Consider the following 16182-nt stretch of genomic DNA (forward strand, 5'->3'; position numbering starts at 1 on the left):
CCGACGCCTCAGCAACCCGCAACGCCTGCTCCACCGCATACTCATCCAACTCCGACAACAGACCGTCCACACCCTCACGATCCACCGTCAAATCCCCACCGAAACCCCGGTCACCACTCGCGTCAGGCACGTACTTCACACACACAACAATCTTCAAGCTCACGCCGACTCCTCTTTGCCTACTCGCAGTGGCCAAATCCGTGGCACCCCTGGCCCGGAAGCCTGGGGACAGCGCTGTGAGGCAGCATAAGTGCCCACAGTCGGGGTTTCCGGTCGAATCGACCGGGGCTCCGGTCAAAATATTACTTACCAGTACGCCATTGAACGGGCTCCTGAGCAAGCGCTTGGATCTGTGACCTTGCCGACGTCAGGGCGGCGCCCCCGCATATGAGCCGATGGACGGAAAAGGGCGACGTGATGAGAATCTCGCCCGGTCCGCACCCCAGGACTGGCCAGCGGGCGCCACATGGGGCACGATCTGCCCAGCACCGAATACCTACGGCTGCGTAACTTCCGCCGGGAGAACCCTCCCCGGGCACGACTAAAGGATCCTCCCCGCATGGCAGAGCTCGTCTACCCGCCGGTCATCGGCGCGGCGCGCACGATGTTCAAGGCGCTGGACCTCAAGATCGACATTCAGGGGTCGCAGAACATCCCGCGTTCGGGCGGCGCCGTGCTGGTCAGCAACCACATCAGCTATCTGGACTTCATCTTCACCGGCCTCGGTGCCCTCCCCCAGAAGCGCCTGGTGCGCTTCATGGCCAAGGAGTCGGTCTTCCGGCACCGGATCGGCGGCCCGCTGATGCGCGGGATGAAGCACATCCCGGTCGACCGGGCCCAGGGCGACGCGGCCTACCGCCACGCCCTCGAATCGCTGCGTTCGGGCGAGATCGTCGGCGTCTTCCCCGAGGCGACCATCTCGCAGTCGTTCACGCTGAAGTCGTTCAAGTCCGGTGCCGCGCGACTGGCGCAGGAGGCCGGGGTGCCGCTGATCCCGATGGCCCTGTGGGGTACGCAGCGGCTGTGGACCAAGGGGCGTCCGCGGAACCTCAAGCGCAGCCACATCCCGGTGACGATCCGGGTGGGCGAGCCGGTCGAGGCGCCCGCGGACCAGTACGCGGGCGCGATCACCCGCCGGCTGCGCGAGCGCGTGCAGGAGCTGCTGGAAGCGGCGCAGCGCGCCTACCCGGTACGCCCCCGGGACGCCTCGGACACCTGGTGGATGCCCGCGCACCTCGGGGGCACGGCGCCGACCCCGGAGGAGCTCCGCGGGGTCCACTGACCTCGGGGAGCGTCAGGCCGGCGCGTGGAGCACGACCCGCGCGCCCGGGCTGAACTTCTCCAGCGACTCGACCAGTTCGGCGCCGGCGGCCTCCAGCTCGGCGGCGCCCGTGGGGGCCATCGCCTCCAGCAGGAAGAGCGCGTTCGTCGTCTCCTCGGTGAGGCGGGTGCGCACCCCCTGGCGCCAGCACCAGCGGCGGCAGGTGACGCCCGCGTCGTCCCGCCACACGACCTCGCCCGGCTCCGGGTTCTCCACGCTCTCCTCGCCCGCGGCGACGGTGCCGAAGGGCTCGTCGCCGACGGCACGGATCAGGTGCATGCCGCCCTGGATCCGGTCGAGGTCCTCGCCGCCGACGGGGAGCAGATGGGCGACGCTGATGGCGTTGTAGAGGTCGACGAGGAGGTTGATCCGCGGGAGTCCGCCGTCGGCCAGGGCCCGCTTCGCCAGCGCCTCCGCGGAGTTGCGGGTGCGGGAGGGCTTGGCGCCGAAGCCGGTGAAGGCCGAGCGCCAGGCGACCATGTGCGGGTCCTCGTGCGGGGCGCGGGCGTCGAGGCGCCGGGCGAGCCGGCGCGCGGCGTCGTCGAGGAGGGCGGAACTGTCCTCGGTGCTGTCCCCGTTGACCAGGCCGTACGCCTCGATCGCCAGGTGGGTGTAGCCGGGCGCGAGGTGCCTGACGTCGTCGGAGACGGTGATGGTGATCGCCATGCCGAAGTGCCTCATCACAGTGCGGTGGGAAGGTGCGCAAGCAGGTGCTCCCGGTCGGGCGCGGCCTTCAGGGCTGCGAGGACGACCGGATGGGGTGCAGCATACAGCTCTGGATAGTCCACCTCATTGGACTCCGGACGGACCGGGAAGGCCAACCGCTCCTCGTCGAGCGAGAACCGGGCGTCGACGCCGGGCTTGTTGCCCCTGGGGTCCACCCGCGACCAGGTCGTGCGCCCCGGCAGCCTGAGGGCGACGAGGCCGTGGACCACGCCGAGGTTCTGGTAGCAGAGCGCGGCGGGAATGGCTTCGGCGCGCAGCAGTGCGGCCAGGGCGTGGGCCTTGGCGTAGCAGATGCCGGTCCGCAGCCGCAGCACGTCCGAGGCGCGCCAGGTCACGCGGTCGTCCCCGGCGTCGGCGGAGTGCGGGATCGTGTCCCGGACGTGTTCGAAGGCCGATCGGGCGTAGCCGTACGCGTCCGGAGCGGTGGCGCGCAGGCGGGCGGCGGTCTCGCGGACGAGCGGGTGCTCGTGGTCCACGGCTTCGTCGGCGACGAGGTAGGCGGACAGGTCGGCGGTCTGCTGCATCAGCTCCATGACGGACCACCCTAGGCAGCCGGCCGACCGCAATCAATCGATTTACGGTCGGCCGCATACTCATGCAGGGGTGTCCGGGGTCAGCCGCGGGCCGACTCCTCCTTCAGCGCCTGGACGAAGGCGTCGACGTCGTCCTCGGTGGTGTCGAAGGAGCACATCCAGCGCACGTCGCCCGCCGCTTCGTCCCAGAAGTAGAAGCGGAAGCGCTGTTGCAGGCGCACGCTGACGTCGTGCGGCAGCCGGGCGAAGACCGCGTTGGCCTGGACGGGGTGCAGGATCTGCACCCCGTCGACCTGGCGCACGCCTTCGGCGAGCCGCTGCGCCATGGCGTTGGCGTGCCGGGCGTTGCGCAGCCACAGGTCGCGCGCGAGCAGCGCTTCGAGCTGTACAGAGACGAACCGCATCTTGGACGCGAGCTGCATGGACAGCTTGCGCAGGTGCTTCATGTGGCTGACGGCGTCCGGGTTCAGCACGACGACGGCTTCGCCGAACATCATGCCGTTCTTCGTGCCGCCGAAGGTGATGACGTCGACGCCGACGGCGTTGGTGAACGTCCGCATGGGGACGTCCAAGGAGGCCGCGGCGTTGGATATCCGGGCGCCGTCGAGGTGCACCTTCATCCCGCGCTCGTGGGAGTGCTCGACGATCGCGCGGATCTCGGCCGGCGTGTAGACCGTACCCAGCTCGGTGTTCTGGGTGATCGACACGACCTGCGGCATCGCCCGGTGCTCGTCGTCCCAGCCGTACGCCTCCCGGTCGATCAGCTCGGGGGTGAGCTTGCCGTCGGGCGTCGGCACGGTCAGCAGCTTCAGTCCGCCCATGCGTTCGGGGGCGCCGCCCTCGTCCACGTTGATGTGGGCGGTCTGGGCGCAGATCACCGCGCCCCACCGGTCGGTGAGCGCCTGCAGCGCGGTGACGTTGGCGCCGGTGCCGTTGAAGACGGGGAACGCTTCGGCGGTGGGGCCGAAGTGGCTGTGCATGATGCGCTGGAGGTGTTCGGTGTACTCGTCCTCGCCGTAGGCGACCTGGTGGCCGCCGTTGGCGAGGGCGAGCGCCGCGAGGACTTCGGGGTGCACGCCCGCGTAGTTGTCGCTGGCGAACCCGCGGACGTCGGGGTCGTGATGGCGGCGGGCGGCCGTCGGTGCGGGGGTCGTCCTCACGGTTGGGGCGTCAGCCACAGGCGCTGTCCATTCACTTCCGTGGCGGGCCGGTCCCAGACGCCGGCGATGGCATCGGCCAGCTCCGTGACGTCCGTGAAGCCCGCGAACTTGGCGTTCGGTCGCTCGGCACGCATCGCGTCGTGCACCAGAGCCTTCACCACCAGGATCGCAGCAGCGGCGCTCGGGCCGCCGTCGCCCCCTTCCTTGCGGAAGGCGTCGCCGAGGGCCAGCGTCCACGCCTCGGCGGCGGCCTTGGCCGCGGAGTACGCCGCGTTGCCCGCGGTGGGCTTGCTGGCGCCGGCCGCGCTGATCAGCAGGAACCGCCCGCGGTCGCTGCGCAGCAGCCCGTCGTGGAAGGCGAGGGAGGTGTGCTGCACGGTGCGGATCAGCAGTCGTTCCAGGAGGTCCCAGTCGGACATCTTGGTCTCGGCGAAGGAGGCGCTGCCGCGCCAGCCGCCGACCAGGTGCACCAGGCCGTCGATCCGGCCGAACTCCTTCTCGGTCTTGTCCGCCCACTCGCGGGTCGCGGCGAGGTCGAGCAGGTCGACGGTGTCGCCGGTGACGGTCGCGCCGCCGTGGGCGTACCGGGCCGCGTCGACGGCCTCCGCGAGCCGCTCGGGGTCGGCGTCGGCGCCGACGACGGTGGCGCCGGCTTCGGCGAGCCGCAGCAGGGCGGCGCGCCCCGCCGGGCCCGCCGCTCCGGCGACCGCGACGACGGCTCCTTCCAGCGGGCCGTTGGAGTTCTTCATCTCGGTCGCCTCCTCGTTGCGCACGGTCACGCGGCAGCCCCCGAGGCAGCGCCGTCCACCGCGGGGCCGTTCGCACGAATCCCCTTGGTTCCGGCGATCACCTTCTTGAGCTTCTTGCCCAGGGCCTCATAGAACATGCTGAGCGGAAACTCGTCGGGAAGCACGTCGTCCACGAGCTTGCGGGGCGGCTGCGACAGGTCGAGGGCGTCGGGGCCCTTGGCCCAGCGGGAGCCCGGGTGCGGCGCGAGGTAGGTGGAGACCAGATCGTACGCGGCGAACCAGTGGACCAGCTTGGGGCGGTCGATGCCGTCGCGGTAGAGCTTCTCGATCTCGGCGCAGAGCTGGTTGGTGACCTGCGGTGCGCGCTCCCAGTCGATCTTCAGGGTGTTGTCGGTCCAGCGCACCACGTCGTGCTGGTGGAGGTAGGCGAAGAGGAGCTGGCCGCCGAGGCCGTCGTAGTTGCGCACGCGCTCGCCGGTGACCGGGAAGCGGAACATGCGGTCGAAGAGGACCGCGTACTGCACGTCGCGCCCCTGCGCGACGCCGTCGGCCTCCAGCTGCACGGCCGCCTTGAAGGCGGTCAGGTCGCAGCGCAGCTCCTCCAGGCCGTACATCCAGAACGGCTGGCGCTGCTTGATCATGAAGGGGTCGAAGGGCAGGTCGCCGTGGCTGTGGGTGCGGTCGTGGACCATGTCCCACAGCACGAACGCCTCCTGGCAGCGCTGCTGGTCCTCGACCATGGCGCGGATGTCCTCGGGCAGCTCCAGGCCCAGGACGTCGACGGCGGCCGTGGTGACGGCGCGGAAGCGGGCGGCCTCGCGGTCGCAGAAGATGCCGCCCCAGGTGAAGCGCTCGGGGGCCTCCCGCACGGCGATGGTCTCCGGGAAGAGGACCGCGGAGTTGGTGTCGTACCCGGCGGTGAAGTCCTCGAAGGTGATGCCGCAGAAGAGGGGGTTGTCGTAGCGGGTGCGCTCCAGCTCGGCCAGCCACTCCGGCCACACCATGCGCAGCACGACGGCTTCCAGGTTGCGGTCCGGGTTGCCGTTCTGGGTGTACATGGGGAAGACGACGAGGTGCTGGAGGCCGTCGACCCGGTTGGCGGCGGGGTGGAAGGCGAGCAGCGAGTCCAAGAAGTCCGGCACGCCGAAGGCGCCGTCGGCCCAGGCGCGCAGGTCCGCGACGAGCGCGCGGTGGTACGCGGCGTCGTGCGGCAGCAGCGGCGACAGCTCTTCGACGGCCTCGACGACCGTCTCGACGACGGCTTCGGCGGCGGCCCGGATGGGCGCGCCGTCGGCGTCGAAGTCGATCGAGCCGTCCTTGGACTGCCAGGGCCGGATCTGCTCGACGGCATTCTTGAGCCTCGGCCACGCCGGGTGCTCGGCAACCGACTGGGCGGTGGATATGGCGGCCGCGTCTGCGCCCTTCACAAGAATTTCCGTCATGTCACTTCCTCCACAGGAGAACCTTGCGTCAAGACACCGTATCCATGTGGCGTTCTTCCGGACAAGTGACCCCTACGGAAATTATCCTGCGCAGCCCCCTTGATCGCAGGAAGGTTTACGGTCCAGGCCGGCGGGAACACGCTCTTCCCTCGGTCGAATCACCCACAGGAGCGGTCTGCCCCAGAGGTGGGCGCACGAACGGTTCCCATGCGGCGACGGACGGTTAGGCTGCGCCATGCCGGGCGGCGTCGTCAGGCTGCCGCGCGGGAGCCGCCGTCGACGGAAGCGAGAGAATCTTGACTTTCCTCACCATCGGTCATCGCGGGGTCATGGGCGTCGAGCCGGAGAACACCCTGCGCTCCTTCATCCGGGCGGAACGCACCGGCATGGACTCCATCGAACTCGACCTCCACCTGAGCAAGGACGGCGCACTCGTCGTCATGCACGACGCCGACGTGGACCGCACGACCGACGGGTCCGGCCCGGTGGCCGACAAGACCCTGGCGGAGCTGCGCGGCCTGGACGCGGGCCGGGGGGAGCGGGTGCCCGTGTTCGAGGAGGTCCTGGAGGCGGTCAAGGCGCCCCTCCAGGCGGAGATCAAGGACGTGGCGGCGGCGCAGGCGCTCGCCGACGTGATGCTCCGCCACGACCTCGCCGGGCGCGTGACGGTCTCCTCCTTCCACGACGACGCCGTGGCCGAGATCGCCGCGCTGGTGCCGGGGGTGCGGACCGTGCTGATCGCCAGCCGTTGGGGCAACGACGTCGTGGACCGCGCGACCGCCGTCGGCGCCGACTGGCTCGCGCTGAACATCCGCCGGCTCACCCTGGAAACCACGGAGCGGGCGCACGAGGAGGGGCTGCGGGTGATCGGCTGGGTGGTGAACACCCAGGAGCAGCTGAAGCTGGCGCGCGCCCTCGAACTCGACGGGGTGACCACCGACTTCCCCGAGATCCGGCGCACCGGCCGGTTCACGGCGTAACCCGCACCCCCTCGTGGTCCGACCGCACCGGTGCGTCAGCCCAGCTCCTTGACCAGTTCCTCGAAGACCAGGTCGTCGCGCAGCGGGGTGCCCACGCGCTCGTCGCCGTAGGGGAAGGGCGACAGCCGTCCGGTACGGCGGTATCCGCACCGCTCGTACCAGGCGATCAGCTCCACCCGCTGCGCGATCACCGTCATCCGCACCTCGCGCGCGGACCACTCCGCCCGGGCCATCTCTTCGGCCGCGCCGATGACGCGGCGGCCGACACCGACGCCCTGGAGTCCGGGGCGCACGGCGAACAGGCCGAAGTACGCCCACTCCCCGCGGCGTTCGAGGTGGAAGCAGGAGACCGTCTCGCTGCCGTCGGCCACCACGACGAGCCGGCTGTCGGGAGCCCGGATGATCGTGCGGACGCCCTCGGCGTCGATGCGGATGCCGGCGATCAGATCGGCCTCGGACGACCAGCCGAGCTTGCTCTCCTCGCCCCGGTAGGCGGACTGGACCAGCGCGACCAGCGCGGGCACGTCCTCCTCCTGCGCTGCGCGGAAGGTGAGGTGCGCGAGGTTCCGGGGCGGTGCGCTGCTCATGGGCGTGGCTCTTCCTCTCAACGGCGGGACCTCGACGGTCGGGCACGGGGCGCCGCACAGACTACGTCGTCGACGTAAGGGGAGCGTGGCGCGGTGGTGCGCTCCCCTACGCACCCCCGTACACCTCTGTGCGCTCGGGTGCGCTCCGGCTCCCGCGGGCATCGCACCTTCGACGCGGTCGCGTTCGACACCGTCACGAGGGGGGGGAGGCACCCGTGCACGGAGCCGTGCTGCCCGGTTGGCTGCTCGTCGCACTGGGCGGGACCACCGGCGCGTACTGCCTGCTGCGGTTGCGGGACTGCTCCGGGGACGCCCGGCGGGCCGCGGGCGACGAGGCGCTGATGGGGTTGGGGATGGCCGTGATGGCGGTGCCCGCCGCCGTACTGGCGCCGCCCCGCTGGACGTGGACGGGGTACGCGGCGGTCTTCGGGTGCGCGGCGCTGGCGTCCCTGTGGGCGGCCCGGCGCGGCGCCCACCATCTGCACCACCTCGTCGGCTCGCTCGCGATGGTGTACATGGCGGTGGCGATGGCCCGGCCGGCCGGCGGGGCGGCGGGGCACGGCGGGCACGCGCCGGACGCCTCGACGGGGCTGCCGCTGCTGACGGGCGTGCTGCTGGCGTACTACGCGGTGTACGTGGTTCGTTCGGGGATCCGACTGGTGCCGGCCGGCGCCACGGGGCCGGCGGCGGCCGCGCCGCTGCCGGAGCTGCTGCCGGCGTGCCGGCTGGCGATGGGGCTCGGGATGCTCGCGATGTTGAGCGCGATGTGAGGCGGGGGGTGTGCCGGTGACCCCGGCGCACCGGGCGGGAAACCGTGGCGTACGTCACTTGGCGGGCGAGATCATATCCGCAGGTGGTACGGCACTCATAGGCTGGTGCCATGCTGGTCCCCCTCGTGCTGCTGTTGCTCGGCGCGCTGGCCGCTGTGGCGGCGCCCCGTCTGGTGTCGCGCGCAGATTGGTCGGAGCGAGAACCGATCGTGGCCTTGTGGGTGTGGCAGTGCGTGGTGGCCGCGGTGCTGCTCTCGTTCGCGCTGTCGATGACCTTCAGCGCCGCCGCGGCGTGGCAGCTCGTCCGGGGACACGTGTTCGCGCCTGCGCCGCAGGGCGTGGTGGAGGCGTACGCACTCGGCACGGAAGGGCCCTGGGCCGCTGGGCTCGCGGTCGTCCTGGCCTGCGGCGGGCTGTGGTCGTTGGCGATGCTGACGCGTGAGGTGCGCATCGCCCGGGGGCAGCGCCGCCGCCGTCGCCGGGATTTGCTGGTGCGGGCTCCGCTGATGCCGGGCGAGCAGACCGAAGGCGAACGGCTCGTGGTGCTGGAGGGCGCTCGCCCGGGCGCTTGGTGGTTGCCGGGGGCGACGCCCCAACTCGTCATCACCACGGCCGCGTTGCGCCGGCTGAAGGGGCGCCAAATCGATGCGGTGCTGGCGCACGAGCAGGGGCACGCCCGGGCCCGGCACGATTGGCTGCTGCACACCTCCGGTGCGCTGGCCAACGGCTTTCCCCAGGTCCCGGTGTTCGCCGCGTTCCGCGACGAGATGCACCGGCTGGTGGAGTTGGCCGCCGACGACGTGGCGTCCAAGCGGTTCGGACGGTTGACGATCGCGCTGGCGCTGGTCGAACTGAACGAGGACCGCGGGGTGTTCGGGCCCTGCCCGCCGCAACACGACCACCTGCCGCAGCGGGTGCACCGGCTGCTGGCGGCCACGCCGCGGCTGGCTCCGTTCCGCCGGCTCAAGCTGACCGCGGCCGCGGCGCTGGTGCCGGTGGTGCCGGTGCTGGTGGCGTTCGTGCCCGCGCTGCGCGCGCTGGGCTGACCCCTTCGGCCCTGCACGCCGGTCGACGACGCCCACCGACGCCGCGCCACACCGGCCCTGCACGGGGATGGCCCGGGGCTCGGCCAACGGGGAAGATCGGCCCATGCATCCCCCGTATGACCCGTCTCCCGGGCCTCCTGGTTCCTCTGGGCCCCCTGGACCTCCTGGCCCTCCTGGCCCTCCTGGTCCCCCCGGATCGCATGGGCCACCTGAGACTCCCGGCTCCCCGCCGCCCCCTCCCCCCGGCCGCGGCCGGCAACGGCTCGCCTTAGGCCGGCCGGCCCAGCTCGGAGCGGTGTTGGCGCTGCTGTCGGGCGTCCTACTCTGGCTGGTCGCCGCCGCCTGGTCCCCCCTGATGTCCTTCGACCGGTCGATCGCGCGGGCCCTGCACCGCAGGGCGGTGACCGAGCCCAACCTCGTCCAGGCGAACCGGATCCTCTCCGACTGGGTCTGGGATCCATGGACGATGCGCGCCCTGATCACGGTGGCCGTGCTGTGGCTGTGGTGGCGGCGCGAATGGCTGCTCGGCCTGTGGGTGGCGGGGACGGTGGCGCTGGGGGCCGTCATCCAGCAGTCGCTGAAGGCGGCAGTGGGCCGCGAGCGCCCGCAGTGGCCGGATCCCGTCGACTCGGCGCACTACGCGGCCTTCCCGTCCGGCCACGCGATGGTGGCGACCGTCGTCTGCGGTCTGCTGCTGTGGTTGCTGCGGCGGCACGGGCTGCGCGGCGCGTGGTGGTCCGTGTGCGTGGCGGTCGCGGTCGTGTCTGTCATCGGAGTGGGGGCGACCCGGCTCTACCTCGGGGTCCACTGGCCCACGGACGTGCTCGGCGGCTGGTTGCTGGGAGCCGCTTGGGTGGCGCTGTCGATCGGCGCGTACGAGCGGGTGGCACGCCGGACGGGCCGGGACCCGGCCCTCTGACGGCCCTTCGGAGCGTCGACAACGCGCCGACTTCGCTTCCGTCGCGTCTCGCCATTGACAACTGGCACGTCTTCCGGACCGGGCGATCCCCCGCGTCGCCCGGTCCGGTCGACACCCCCGTCGAACCGACCTCGCGGTCGTGCGGGGGCCTGCGCTGAGTATATTGGCTGTGAGCCAGTCAACGCAGGAGTCCAGCATGTCCCCGCGGAGCCCATCGGTCAATGAAGAGCTTCGCCGGCGTTCCCGGGACCGACTGCTCCAGGCGACGGTCGAGTTGGTCGACGAGCGGGGCTACGACACCACGACCCTCGCCGACATCGCGGACCGGGCCGGCTCCGCGCGCGGCCTCGTCTCGTACTACTTCCCGGGCAAGCGCCAGCTGTTGCAGTCCGCCGTCCACCGGCTGATGCACCGCACGCTGGAGGAGGCGCTCAACCGCGAGCCGCGGTCGGACGACGGTCGGGACGTCCTCGCCCGGGCGATCGACGCCGTGCTCGGCCTCGGCGTGGACCGCCCCGTGCTGATGCGCGCGCACATGTCGGGGGTGCTCCAGGCGGAGGGCTTCGTGCAGTGCCCCGAGCAGCAGCGGCTGGCCGCCCTGCTGGGCGAGGCGGTGCAGCGGTACGGCTCGGACGCGGTCGAGGTGGACTATCCGATGCTGCGCGCCCGGCTGATGGGGGCCGTCTTCGCGATCGTGCTGCCGGGGGCCCCGATGCCCCGGGAGCTGCTGCGGGCGGACCTGTTCCAGCGCTACGGGCTGGACTGGCAACTCGGCGTTCCGCCGGGTGGTGCGGTCCACCCGGCGGAACACCCGCTGACGCCCCTCGGCGCGGGGCCGGCCCCGCAGGGCCGGCTCAAGGAGCAGGCTCCCCCGCCGCGTCAGGCGCGTCGGACGCGCTAGTCGTCGTCCTCGTCGTCGTCCTCGTCACGGTCGAAGTAGTCCGGCTGCGTCTGGACGTTCAGCTCGTCCAACCGCACCTTCTTCGCCGGGTCCGTACGCCTGTCGTTGATCTTCAGGATGTCCAGGCCCTTCACCATGTCGTTGGAGTAGACGTATCCGTTGTAGTAGTACGCGGACCAGGTCCCGCCGCCGATGAAGTCGGTGACGGAGATGGGGCCGCGCTCGAAGTAGCCGATCTCCTTGGGCTTGGACGAGTCGGTGAAGTCCCAGAAGGACACCCCGCCCTGGTACCACGACTGGACCATGATGTCGCGGCCCTTGACCGGGATGATCGAGCCGTTGTGCGCCACGCAGTTCTCGGTGTCGGCCTGGTGGCGCGGGATCTTGAAGTAGCTGCGGAAGACGAGCTCGCGCTTGTCGCCCTTGCCGACGAGGTCGTAGATGCCGTTGGCACCGCGGTTGGGACCGATCTCCGCGTTGCAGGTCGCCGCGCCGCCGCCGCCGAGCTCGTCGGTGAAGACGATCTTGTTGGTGTCCTGGTTGAAGGTCGCCGAGTGCCAGAACGCGAAGTTCACGTTGTCCTGCACCTGGTCGATGACCTTCGGCCGCTCCGGGTCCTTGATGGAGAACAGGATGCCGTCGCCCATGCAGGCGCCGGCCGCCAGGTCCTTCGAGGGGAGCACGGTGATGTCGTGGCAGCCCGTGGTCTTGGACACGCCCGGGTTGGTGGGCCCACCCGGGTTGCCGCCGCCGTCGGGGCCGTCACCCGGGAAGAGCACCGGGAAGCCGATCATCTTCGCCTGCTCGGGCGCCTTGCGCGGCACCTTGATGATGGAGATGCCGTCGTGCGGCGGCTGGCAGTCCGGGAAGGCCGCGTTCGGCGCGTACGAGGAGACGTACACGTAGACGTTGCGGCGCTCGGGCACCAGCGTGTGGGTGTGCGAGCCGCACGGCGTCTCGACGGCAGCGACGTACTTCGGGTTGCGCTTGTCGCTGATGTCGAAGACCTTCATGCCCTCCCAGGAGTCCTTCACCGTCGCCGACTGCGACTTGCTGGCGCACGAGTCGTCGCTGCGGGACGAGTCGGTGGACAGGAAGAGCAGGTTCCCGGAGACGGAGATGTCGTTCTGGGAGCCGGGGCAGAGCACCTGGGAGACGGTCTTCGGGGACTTCGGGTTGGAGATGTCGAAGATCCGGAAGCCGTCGTAGTTCCCCGCGTAGGCGTACTTGCCCTGGAACGCGAGGTCGGAGTTGGTGCCCTTGAGGGCGTCCTTGGGGATGTTGGCGAGGTGTTCGACGTTGTCGCTGCGGACGATCTCGTCCACGCCGGGTATCTCGCCGCTCTTGATGGCGGTGCGGGCCTCGGCCACTTGGCCGGAGCTGACCTCCTTCTGCTGGACGGGACCGTCCCCGGGGTCGGGTATCGCGGCCGCCGGTGCGGCCGTGAGCAGGGTCGCGAACAGGCCAGCCGCGGCTGCCGCCACGCCCAGTCGTCTGCGCCGCGCTCGGGTGGTGTGCAACAGGGTCACTGCGTCCTCCCTCGTGTCCGTTCTGGTCGAACGGTTCACACACCACGGAAGTATCTTGCTTAGCATGCGCATTTCAATAGAGCGCAACACGCCCGTCATGAAAGTTTTTGATCTCCATGCCGGGGAACTGCTTACAACGGTCGCTCTCAGCCAAGTGCCCCAGGAGGTCACCGTGTTCCGCCAACCCCCGACCGCCGGCACCCGTGGACCGGCCGCCTTGGCCGTCCTCGCCCTGGTCGCAGCGCTCGCCCTGAGCGCCTGCGACTCGGATTCGGACTCCGGCGCTGCCGGCTCCAACGCGGCGCAGGGCTCGGTCGTGGCCCCGGGCAAGCCCGGTGAGGCCGCGAAGACGCTCTCCCCCGAGCAGGCCGCGAAAGCCGTGCCGGACGATTCGCCCAACGCCGCCGACTTCGCGTACGCCGAGATGATGGTCAAGCACCACGCCCAGGCGCTCACCATGACCGCGCTGGTGCCCGAGCGCGCGGCCGCCGCGCAGGTCAAGGGCGTGGCGGAGCGGATCTCCGCCGCCCAGAAGCCGGAGATCGACGCGATGAACGGCTGGCTGAAACGGTTCGCCGCCAAGAAGCCCAAGGAGGGCGGCCACGACCACGGCGCGATGGCGATGCCCGGCATGGCCACCGAAGCCCAGCTCGACCAGTTGCGGGCGGCGAAGGGCGAGGCGTTCGACGACCTCTTCCTCAAGTTGATGATCACCCACCACCAGGGAGCCGTCAGCATGGCCGCCGACGCGCTGTCCGACGGCCGGAACACCCTGGTCCAGGAGATGGCGAACGACGTGATCTCCCAGCAGTCCGCCGAGATCGGCCGGATGCAGAAGATGTGACGGAGCGCGGCGACGGAGTGACGACGCACGTCCGGAACCTCCCCGGTGCCCGGCTCCGGTGCGATGCTGGAGTTCACCGCGGGAAGGAGCGCCCACGTGCTTCGCGTCGCCGTCGTCGGCTCGGGACCCAGTGGGGTCTACGCGGCCTCGGACCTCGTCCGGCAGAGCCAGGTCCCGGACGTGCGGGTGCACGTCCTGGACCGGCTGCCCTGCCCGTACGGCCTGGTGCGGTACGGGGTCGCGCCCGACCACGAGAAGATCAAGTCCCTGCAGAACAACCTCCGCACGGTGCTGGAGGACGACCGGATCGGCTTCCTCGGGAACGTGGAGGTCGGGGCGCACGGGCTCGGGCCCGAGCGGCTGCTGGAGCTGTACCACGCGGTCGTGTACTGCGTGGGTGCCGCGCGTGACCGCAGGCTCGGCGTGCCCGGCGAGGACCTGCCCGGCAGCCATTCGGCCACCGACTTCGTCTCCTGGTACAGCGCGCACCCGGACGCGCCGCACGACTTCGGCGGGCCCGCCCTGGCGGCGCGTTCCGCCGTGGTGATCGGGGTCGGCAACGTGGCCGTCGACGTGGCGCGGATCCTGGCGCGCGCGGCCGACGACCTGCGCCGCACGGACGTGCCGCAGGGCGCACTCGGCGCGCTGGCCGCGAGCGGCGTGCGCGAGGTGCACATGGTGGGCCGCCGCGGCCCCTCGCAGGCCAAGTTCACCACCAAGGAGCTGCGCGAGCTGGGCGCGCTGACGTCGGCGGAGGTCGTGGTCGACCCGGCGGAGCTGGCGCGGGACCCGGCGTACGGGTCACCGGACGCCGCTGCCGCGCTGCCGGCGGCGAACCGGCGGAATCTGGACGTCGTGCGGACCTGGGCCGAGCGGACGCCCGACAGACCGGCGGCCCGAGACGGTGTGCGACGGCTCCACGTGCGCTTCTTCCTGCGCCCGGTCGAGCTGCTCGCGGACGGCGGACGGGTGGGGGCCGTGCGGTTCGAGCGGACCGTGCCGGACGGCGACGGCGGCGTGCGGGGCACCGGGACGTACGAGGACGTGCCCGCGCAGTTGGTGCTGCGGGCCGTCGGGTACCGCGGCGTGGCGCTGCCCGGCCTGCCGTTCGACGCCCGCAGCGGCACGATGCCGCACGCGGCGGGGCGGGTGCTGCGCGACGGGGCGCCGTCGCCCGGCGAGTACGTGGCGGGGTGGATCAAGCGGGGGCCGACCGGGGTGATCGGGACGAACCGGCCGTGCGCCAAGGAGACGGTGGCCTCGCTGCTCCAGGACGCGCCGGCGCTCTCGGCGCGACGGGTGGCGGACGACCCGGTGGCGGAGTTGCGGGCGGGCGGGCACCGACCCGTCGAGTGGCCCGGCTGGCTCGCCATCGAGGCTGCCGAGTCGGCGCTCGGGCTCTCGCTGGGGCGGGGGCCGGTGAAGATCCCGGACTGGGCGGGGCTGCTCGCCGCGGCGGCCGGTTGAGGGCTGTGGCGTGCCCCGCCGCAACGCTGTGACCTGCGACGACGTGGGCCCGCAGGCCGTTGTCAGTGGTCGGGTGCAGACTGGCCCGTATCCGCGACAAGGACGTCCTGGAGGTTGGGGCCATGACTGCCGTACTGCTGACCGTCGGCACGCGCAAGGGACTCTTCATCGGCCGCCGCAGAGGTGGCGCGTGGGAGTTCGACGGACCTCACTTCCCCGCCCAGGCCGTGTACTCCGTCGCGATCGACCGACGGCGGAAGGTGCCCCGGCTGCTCGTGGGCGGGGACAGCGCGCACTGGGGCCCGTCCGTCTTCCACTCCGACGACCTGGGGGCCACCTGGGTCGAGCCGGCGCGCCCGGCGGTCGCCTTCCCCAAGGACACGGGCGCTTCCTTGGAGCGGGTGTGGCAGCTCCATCCGGCCTCCGCCGCCGATCCGGACGTGGTGTACGCGGGGACCGAGCCGGCGGCCCTGTTCCGCTCCTCCGACGGCGGCGAGAGCTTCGACTTCGTACGGCCCCTGTGGGAGCACCCGACGCGGTCGCGGTGGGAGCCCGGCGGCGGCGGGGAGGCGGTGCACACGGTGGTGACGGACCGTCGCGATCCGAGCGCGGTGACGGTCGCGGTGTCGACGGCCGGGGTGTTCCGCTCGCAGGACGGCGGGGAGAGTTGGGCCCCGTCGAACGACGGGGTGTCGGCCGTCTTCCTGCCCGATCCGCACCCCGAGTTCGGGCAGTGCGTCCACAAGATCGCCCAGGACGCCGGTAACCTCGACCGGCTCTACCTCCAGAACCACTGGGGGGTCTACCGCAGTGACGACGCAGGTGCGCACTGGACGGACATCGGCGCAGGGCTGCCGTCGGACTTCGGCTTCGCGGTCGCCGCCCATCCGCACCGCCCCGACACCGCCTACGTCTTCCCGATCACCGCGGACAGCGACCGGGTGCCGGCCGGGCGCCGCTGCCGGGTCTTCCGCACCGAGGACGCCGGCGCCAGTTGGGAGGGCCTGTCCCACGGACTGCCGCAGGGCGACCACTTCGGGACGGTGCTGCGGGACGCCCTGCGCACGGACGACGCCGACCCCGCCGGCGTCTACTTCGGCAATCGCAACGGCGAGGTGTACGCCAGCGCCGACGACGGCGACTCCTGGCGGCTGATCGCATCCCATCTGCCGGACGTGCTCTGCGTGCGGGCGGCGGTCGTGGCGTGA

General features: G+C 71.5%; 16 protein-coding genes and 1 pseudogene. 9 read left to right on the forward strand and 8 right to left on the reverse strand.

Annotated features, from left to right (window positions below; genetic code table 11):
- Positions 1 to 163, reverse strand: a pseudogene (locus ACH4E8_RS12970) (electron transfer flavoprotein subunit beta); the annotation flags it as partial.
- Between the two features lie 396 nt (positions 164 to 559).
- Between ACH4E8_RS12970 and ACH4E8_RS12975 the strand changes: the two are divergent.
- On the forward strand, positions 560 to 1282 hold the full coding sequence (locus ACH4E8_RS12975) for a lysophospholipid acyltransferase family protein (protein ID WP_398447333.1): 723 nt from the start codon (positions 560 to 562) through the stop codon (positions 1280 to 1282).
- A 12-nt stretch (positions 1283 to 1294) separates the two neighbouring features.
- On the opposite strand, the gene ACH4E8_RS12980 is transcribed toward ACH4E8_RS12975, so the two are convergent.
- From ACH4E8_RS12980 to ACH4E8_RS13000, 5 genes are all read right to left on the reverse strand, one after another.
- A complete protein-coding gene (locus tag ACH4E8_RS12980; protein WP_398447335.1) occupies positions 1295 to 1987 on the reverse strand; it encodes a B3/4 domain-containing protein in 693 nt (230 codons plus the stop codon).
- Between the two features lie 14 nt (positions 1988 to 2001).
- A complete protein-coding gene (locus ACH4E8_RS12985; RefSeq protein WP_398447337.1) occupies positions 2002 to 2580 on the reverse strand; it encodes a transglutaminase domain-containing protein in 579 nt (192 codons plus the stop codon).
- An 80-nt stretch (positions 2581 to 2660) separates the two neighbouring features.
- Positions 2661 to 3758 (reverse strand): threonine aldolase family protein, encoded by a 1098-nt coding sequence (locus ACH4E8_RS12990; RefSeq protein ID WP_398447339.1) that lies wholly within the window; start codon positions 3756 to 3758, stop codon positions 2661 to 2663.
- Positions 3737 to 4489, reverse strand: a complete 753-nt coding sequence (locus ACH4E8_RS12995; protein ID WP_398448276.1) for an SDR family NAD(P)-dependent oxidoreductase — start codon at positions 4487 to 4489, stop codon at positions 3737 to 3739. The genes ACH4E8_RS12990 and ACH4E8_RS12995 overlap by 22 nt, the downstream gene beginning before the upstream one ends.
- A gap of 26 nt (positions 4490 to 4515) precedes the next feature.
- Entirely contained in the window at positions 4516 to 5931 is a 1416-nt protein-coding gene (locus ACH4E8_RS13000; RefSeq protein WP_398447341.1) for a DUF6421 family protein, read from the reverse strand.
- A 296-nt stretch (positions 5932 to 6227) separates the two neighbouring features.
- Here ACH4E8_RS13000 and ACH4E8_RS13005 point away from each other — a divergent pair, with 296 nt between their 5' ends.
- Positions 6228 to 6911, forward strand: coding sequence for a glycerophosphodiester phosphodiesterase (locus tag ACH4E8_RS13005; protein ID WP_398447343.1), 684 nt, complete (start codon positions 6228 to 6230; stop codon positions 6909 to 6911).
- A gap of 35 nt (positions 6912 to 6946) precedes the next feature.
- Here ACH4E8_RS13005 and ACH4E8_RS13010 read toward each other — a convergent pair whose 3' ends face one another.
- Complete coding sequence (locus ACH4E8_RS13010; protein WP_398447345.1) at positions 6947 to 7498, reverse strand: GNAT family N-acetyltransferase; 552 nt, start codon at positions 7496 to 7498, stop codon at positions 6947 to 6949.
- A gap of 215 nt (positions 7499 to 7713) precedes the next feature.
- On the opposite strand from ACH4E8_RS13010, the gene ACH4E8_RS13015 reads away from it, so the two are divergent.
- The 4 genes from ACH4E8_RS13015 to ACH4E8_RS13030 all read left to right on the forward strand — a co-directional run bounded on the left by ACH4E8_RS13015 (position 7714) and on the right by ACH4E8_RS13030 (position 11134).
- Positions 7714 to 8268: a DUF5134 domain-containing protein gene (locus ACH4E8_RS13015; RefSeq protein WP_398447347.1), complete on the forward strand. Its 555-nt coding sequence runs from the start codon at positions 7714 to 7716 to the stop codon at positions 8266 to 8268.
- Positions 8269 to 8378: 110 nt separating this feature from the next.
- Positions 8379 to 9314, forward strand: a complete 936-nt coding sequence (locus ACH4E8_RS13020; RefSeq protein ID WP_398447349.1) for a M56 family metallopeptidase — start codon at positions 8379 to 8381, stop codon at positions 9312 to 9314.
- Positions 9315 to 9612: 298 nt separating this feature from the next.
- Positions 9613 to 10233, forward strand: coding sequence for a phosphatase PAP2 family protein (locus tag ACH4E8_RS13025; RefSeq protein ID WP_398447351.1), 621 nt, complete (start codon positions 9613 to 9615; stop codon positions 10231 to 10233).
- 196 nt (positions 10234 to 10429) lie between these two features.
- Positions 10430 to 11134: a TetR/AcrR family transcriptional regulator gene (locus ACH4E8_RS13030; protein WP_398447353.1), complete on the forward strand. Its 705-nt coding sequence runs from the start codon at positions 10430 to 10432 to the stop codon at positions 11132 to 11134.
- Here ACH4E8_RS13030 and ACH4E8_RS13035 read toward each other — a convergent pair.
- Complete coding sequence (locus ACH4E8_RS13035; RefSeq protein ID WP_398447355.1) at positions 11131 to 12663, reverse strand: LVIVD repeat-containing protein; 1533 nt, start codon at positions 12661 to 12663, stop codon at positions 11131 to 11133. The genes ACH4E8_RS13030 and ACH4E8_RS13035 overlap by 4 nt on opposite strands.
- A 172-nt stretch (positions 12664 to 12835) precedes the next feature.
- Here ACH4E8_RS13035 and ACH4E8_RS13040 point away from each other — a divergent pair, with 172 nt between their 5' ends.
- The 3 genes from ACH4E8_RS13040 to ACH4E8_RS13050 all read left to right on the forward strand — a co-directional run bounded on the left by ACH4E8_RS13040 (position 12836) and on the right by ACH4E8_RS13050 (position 16182).
- Positions 12836 to 13507 (forward strand): DUF305 domain-containing protein, encoded by a 672-nt coding sequence (locus tag ACH4E8_RS13040; RefSeq protein ID WP_398448278.1) that lies wholly within the window; start codon positions 12836 to 12838, stop codon positions 13505 to 13507.
- 96 nt (positions 13508 to 13603) lie between these two features.
- On the forward strand, positions 13604 to 14974 hold the full coding sequence (locus ACH4E8_RS13045; RefSeq protein WP_398447357.1) for an FAD-dependent oxidoreductase: 1371 nt from the start codon (positions 13604 to 13606) through the stop codon (positions 14972 to 14974).
- Positions 14975 to 15096: 122 nt separating this feature from the next.
- The gene (locus tag ACH4E8_RS13050; RefSeq protein WP_398447359.1) at positions 15097 to 16182 is read left to right on the forward strand and encodes a WD40/YVTN/BNR-like repeat-containing protein; all 1086 of its coding nucleotides are present in this window, start codon (positions 15097 to 15099) and stop codon (positions 16180 to 16182) included.

The sequence above is a fragment of the Streptomyces sp. NPDC017979 genome, assembly GCF_044328175.1.
Classification (GTDB): Bacteria; Actinomycetota; Actinomycetes; order Streptomycetales; family Streptomycetaceae; genus Streptomyces.

What these genes read in the sequence shown, in the direction of transcription:
- ACH4E8_RS12975 (WP_398447333.1), top strand. Translation starts at nt 560, where the DNA reads ATGGCAGAGCTCGTCTACCCGCCGGTCATCGGCGCGGCGCGCACGATG.
- ACH4E8_RS13020 (WP_398447349.1), top strand. Translation starts at nt 8,379, where the DNA reads ATGCTGGTCCCCCTCGTGCTGCTGTTGCTCGGCGCGCTGGCCGCTGTG.
- ACH4E8_RS12985 (WP_398447337.1), bottom strand. Translation starts at nt 2,580, where the DNA reads ATGGAGCTGATGCAGCAGACCGCCGACCTGTCCGCCTACCTCGTCGCC.
- ACH4E8_RS12980 (WP_398447335.1), bottom strand. Translation starts at nt 1,987, where the DNA reads ATGGCGATCACCATCACCGTCTCCGACGACGTCAGGCACCTCGCGCCC.
- ACH4E8_RS12995 (WP_398448276.1), bottom strand. Translation starts at nt 4,489, where the DNA reads ATGAAGAACTCCAACGGCCCGCTGGAAGGAGCCGTCGTCGCGGTCGCC.
- ACH4E8_RS13010 (WP_398447345.1), bottom strand. Translation starts at nt 7,498, where the DNA reads ATGAGCAGCGCACCGCCCCGGAACCTCGCGCACCTCACCTTCCGCGCA.
- ACH4E8_RS13030 (WP_398447353.1), top strand. Translation starts at nt 10,430, where the DNA reads ATGTCCCCGCGGAGCCCATCGGTCAATGAAGAGCTTCGCCGGCGTTCC.
- ACH4E8_RS13050 (WP_398447359.1), top strand. Translation starts at nt 15,097, where the DNA reads ATGACTGCCGTACTGCTGACCGTCGGCACGCGCAAGGGACTCTTCATC.
- ACH4E8_RS13000 (WP_398447341.1), bottom strand. Translation starts at nt 5,931, where the DNA reads ATGACGGAAATTCTTGTGAAGGGCGCAGACGCGGCCGCCATATCCACC.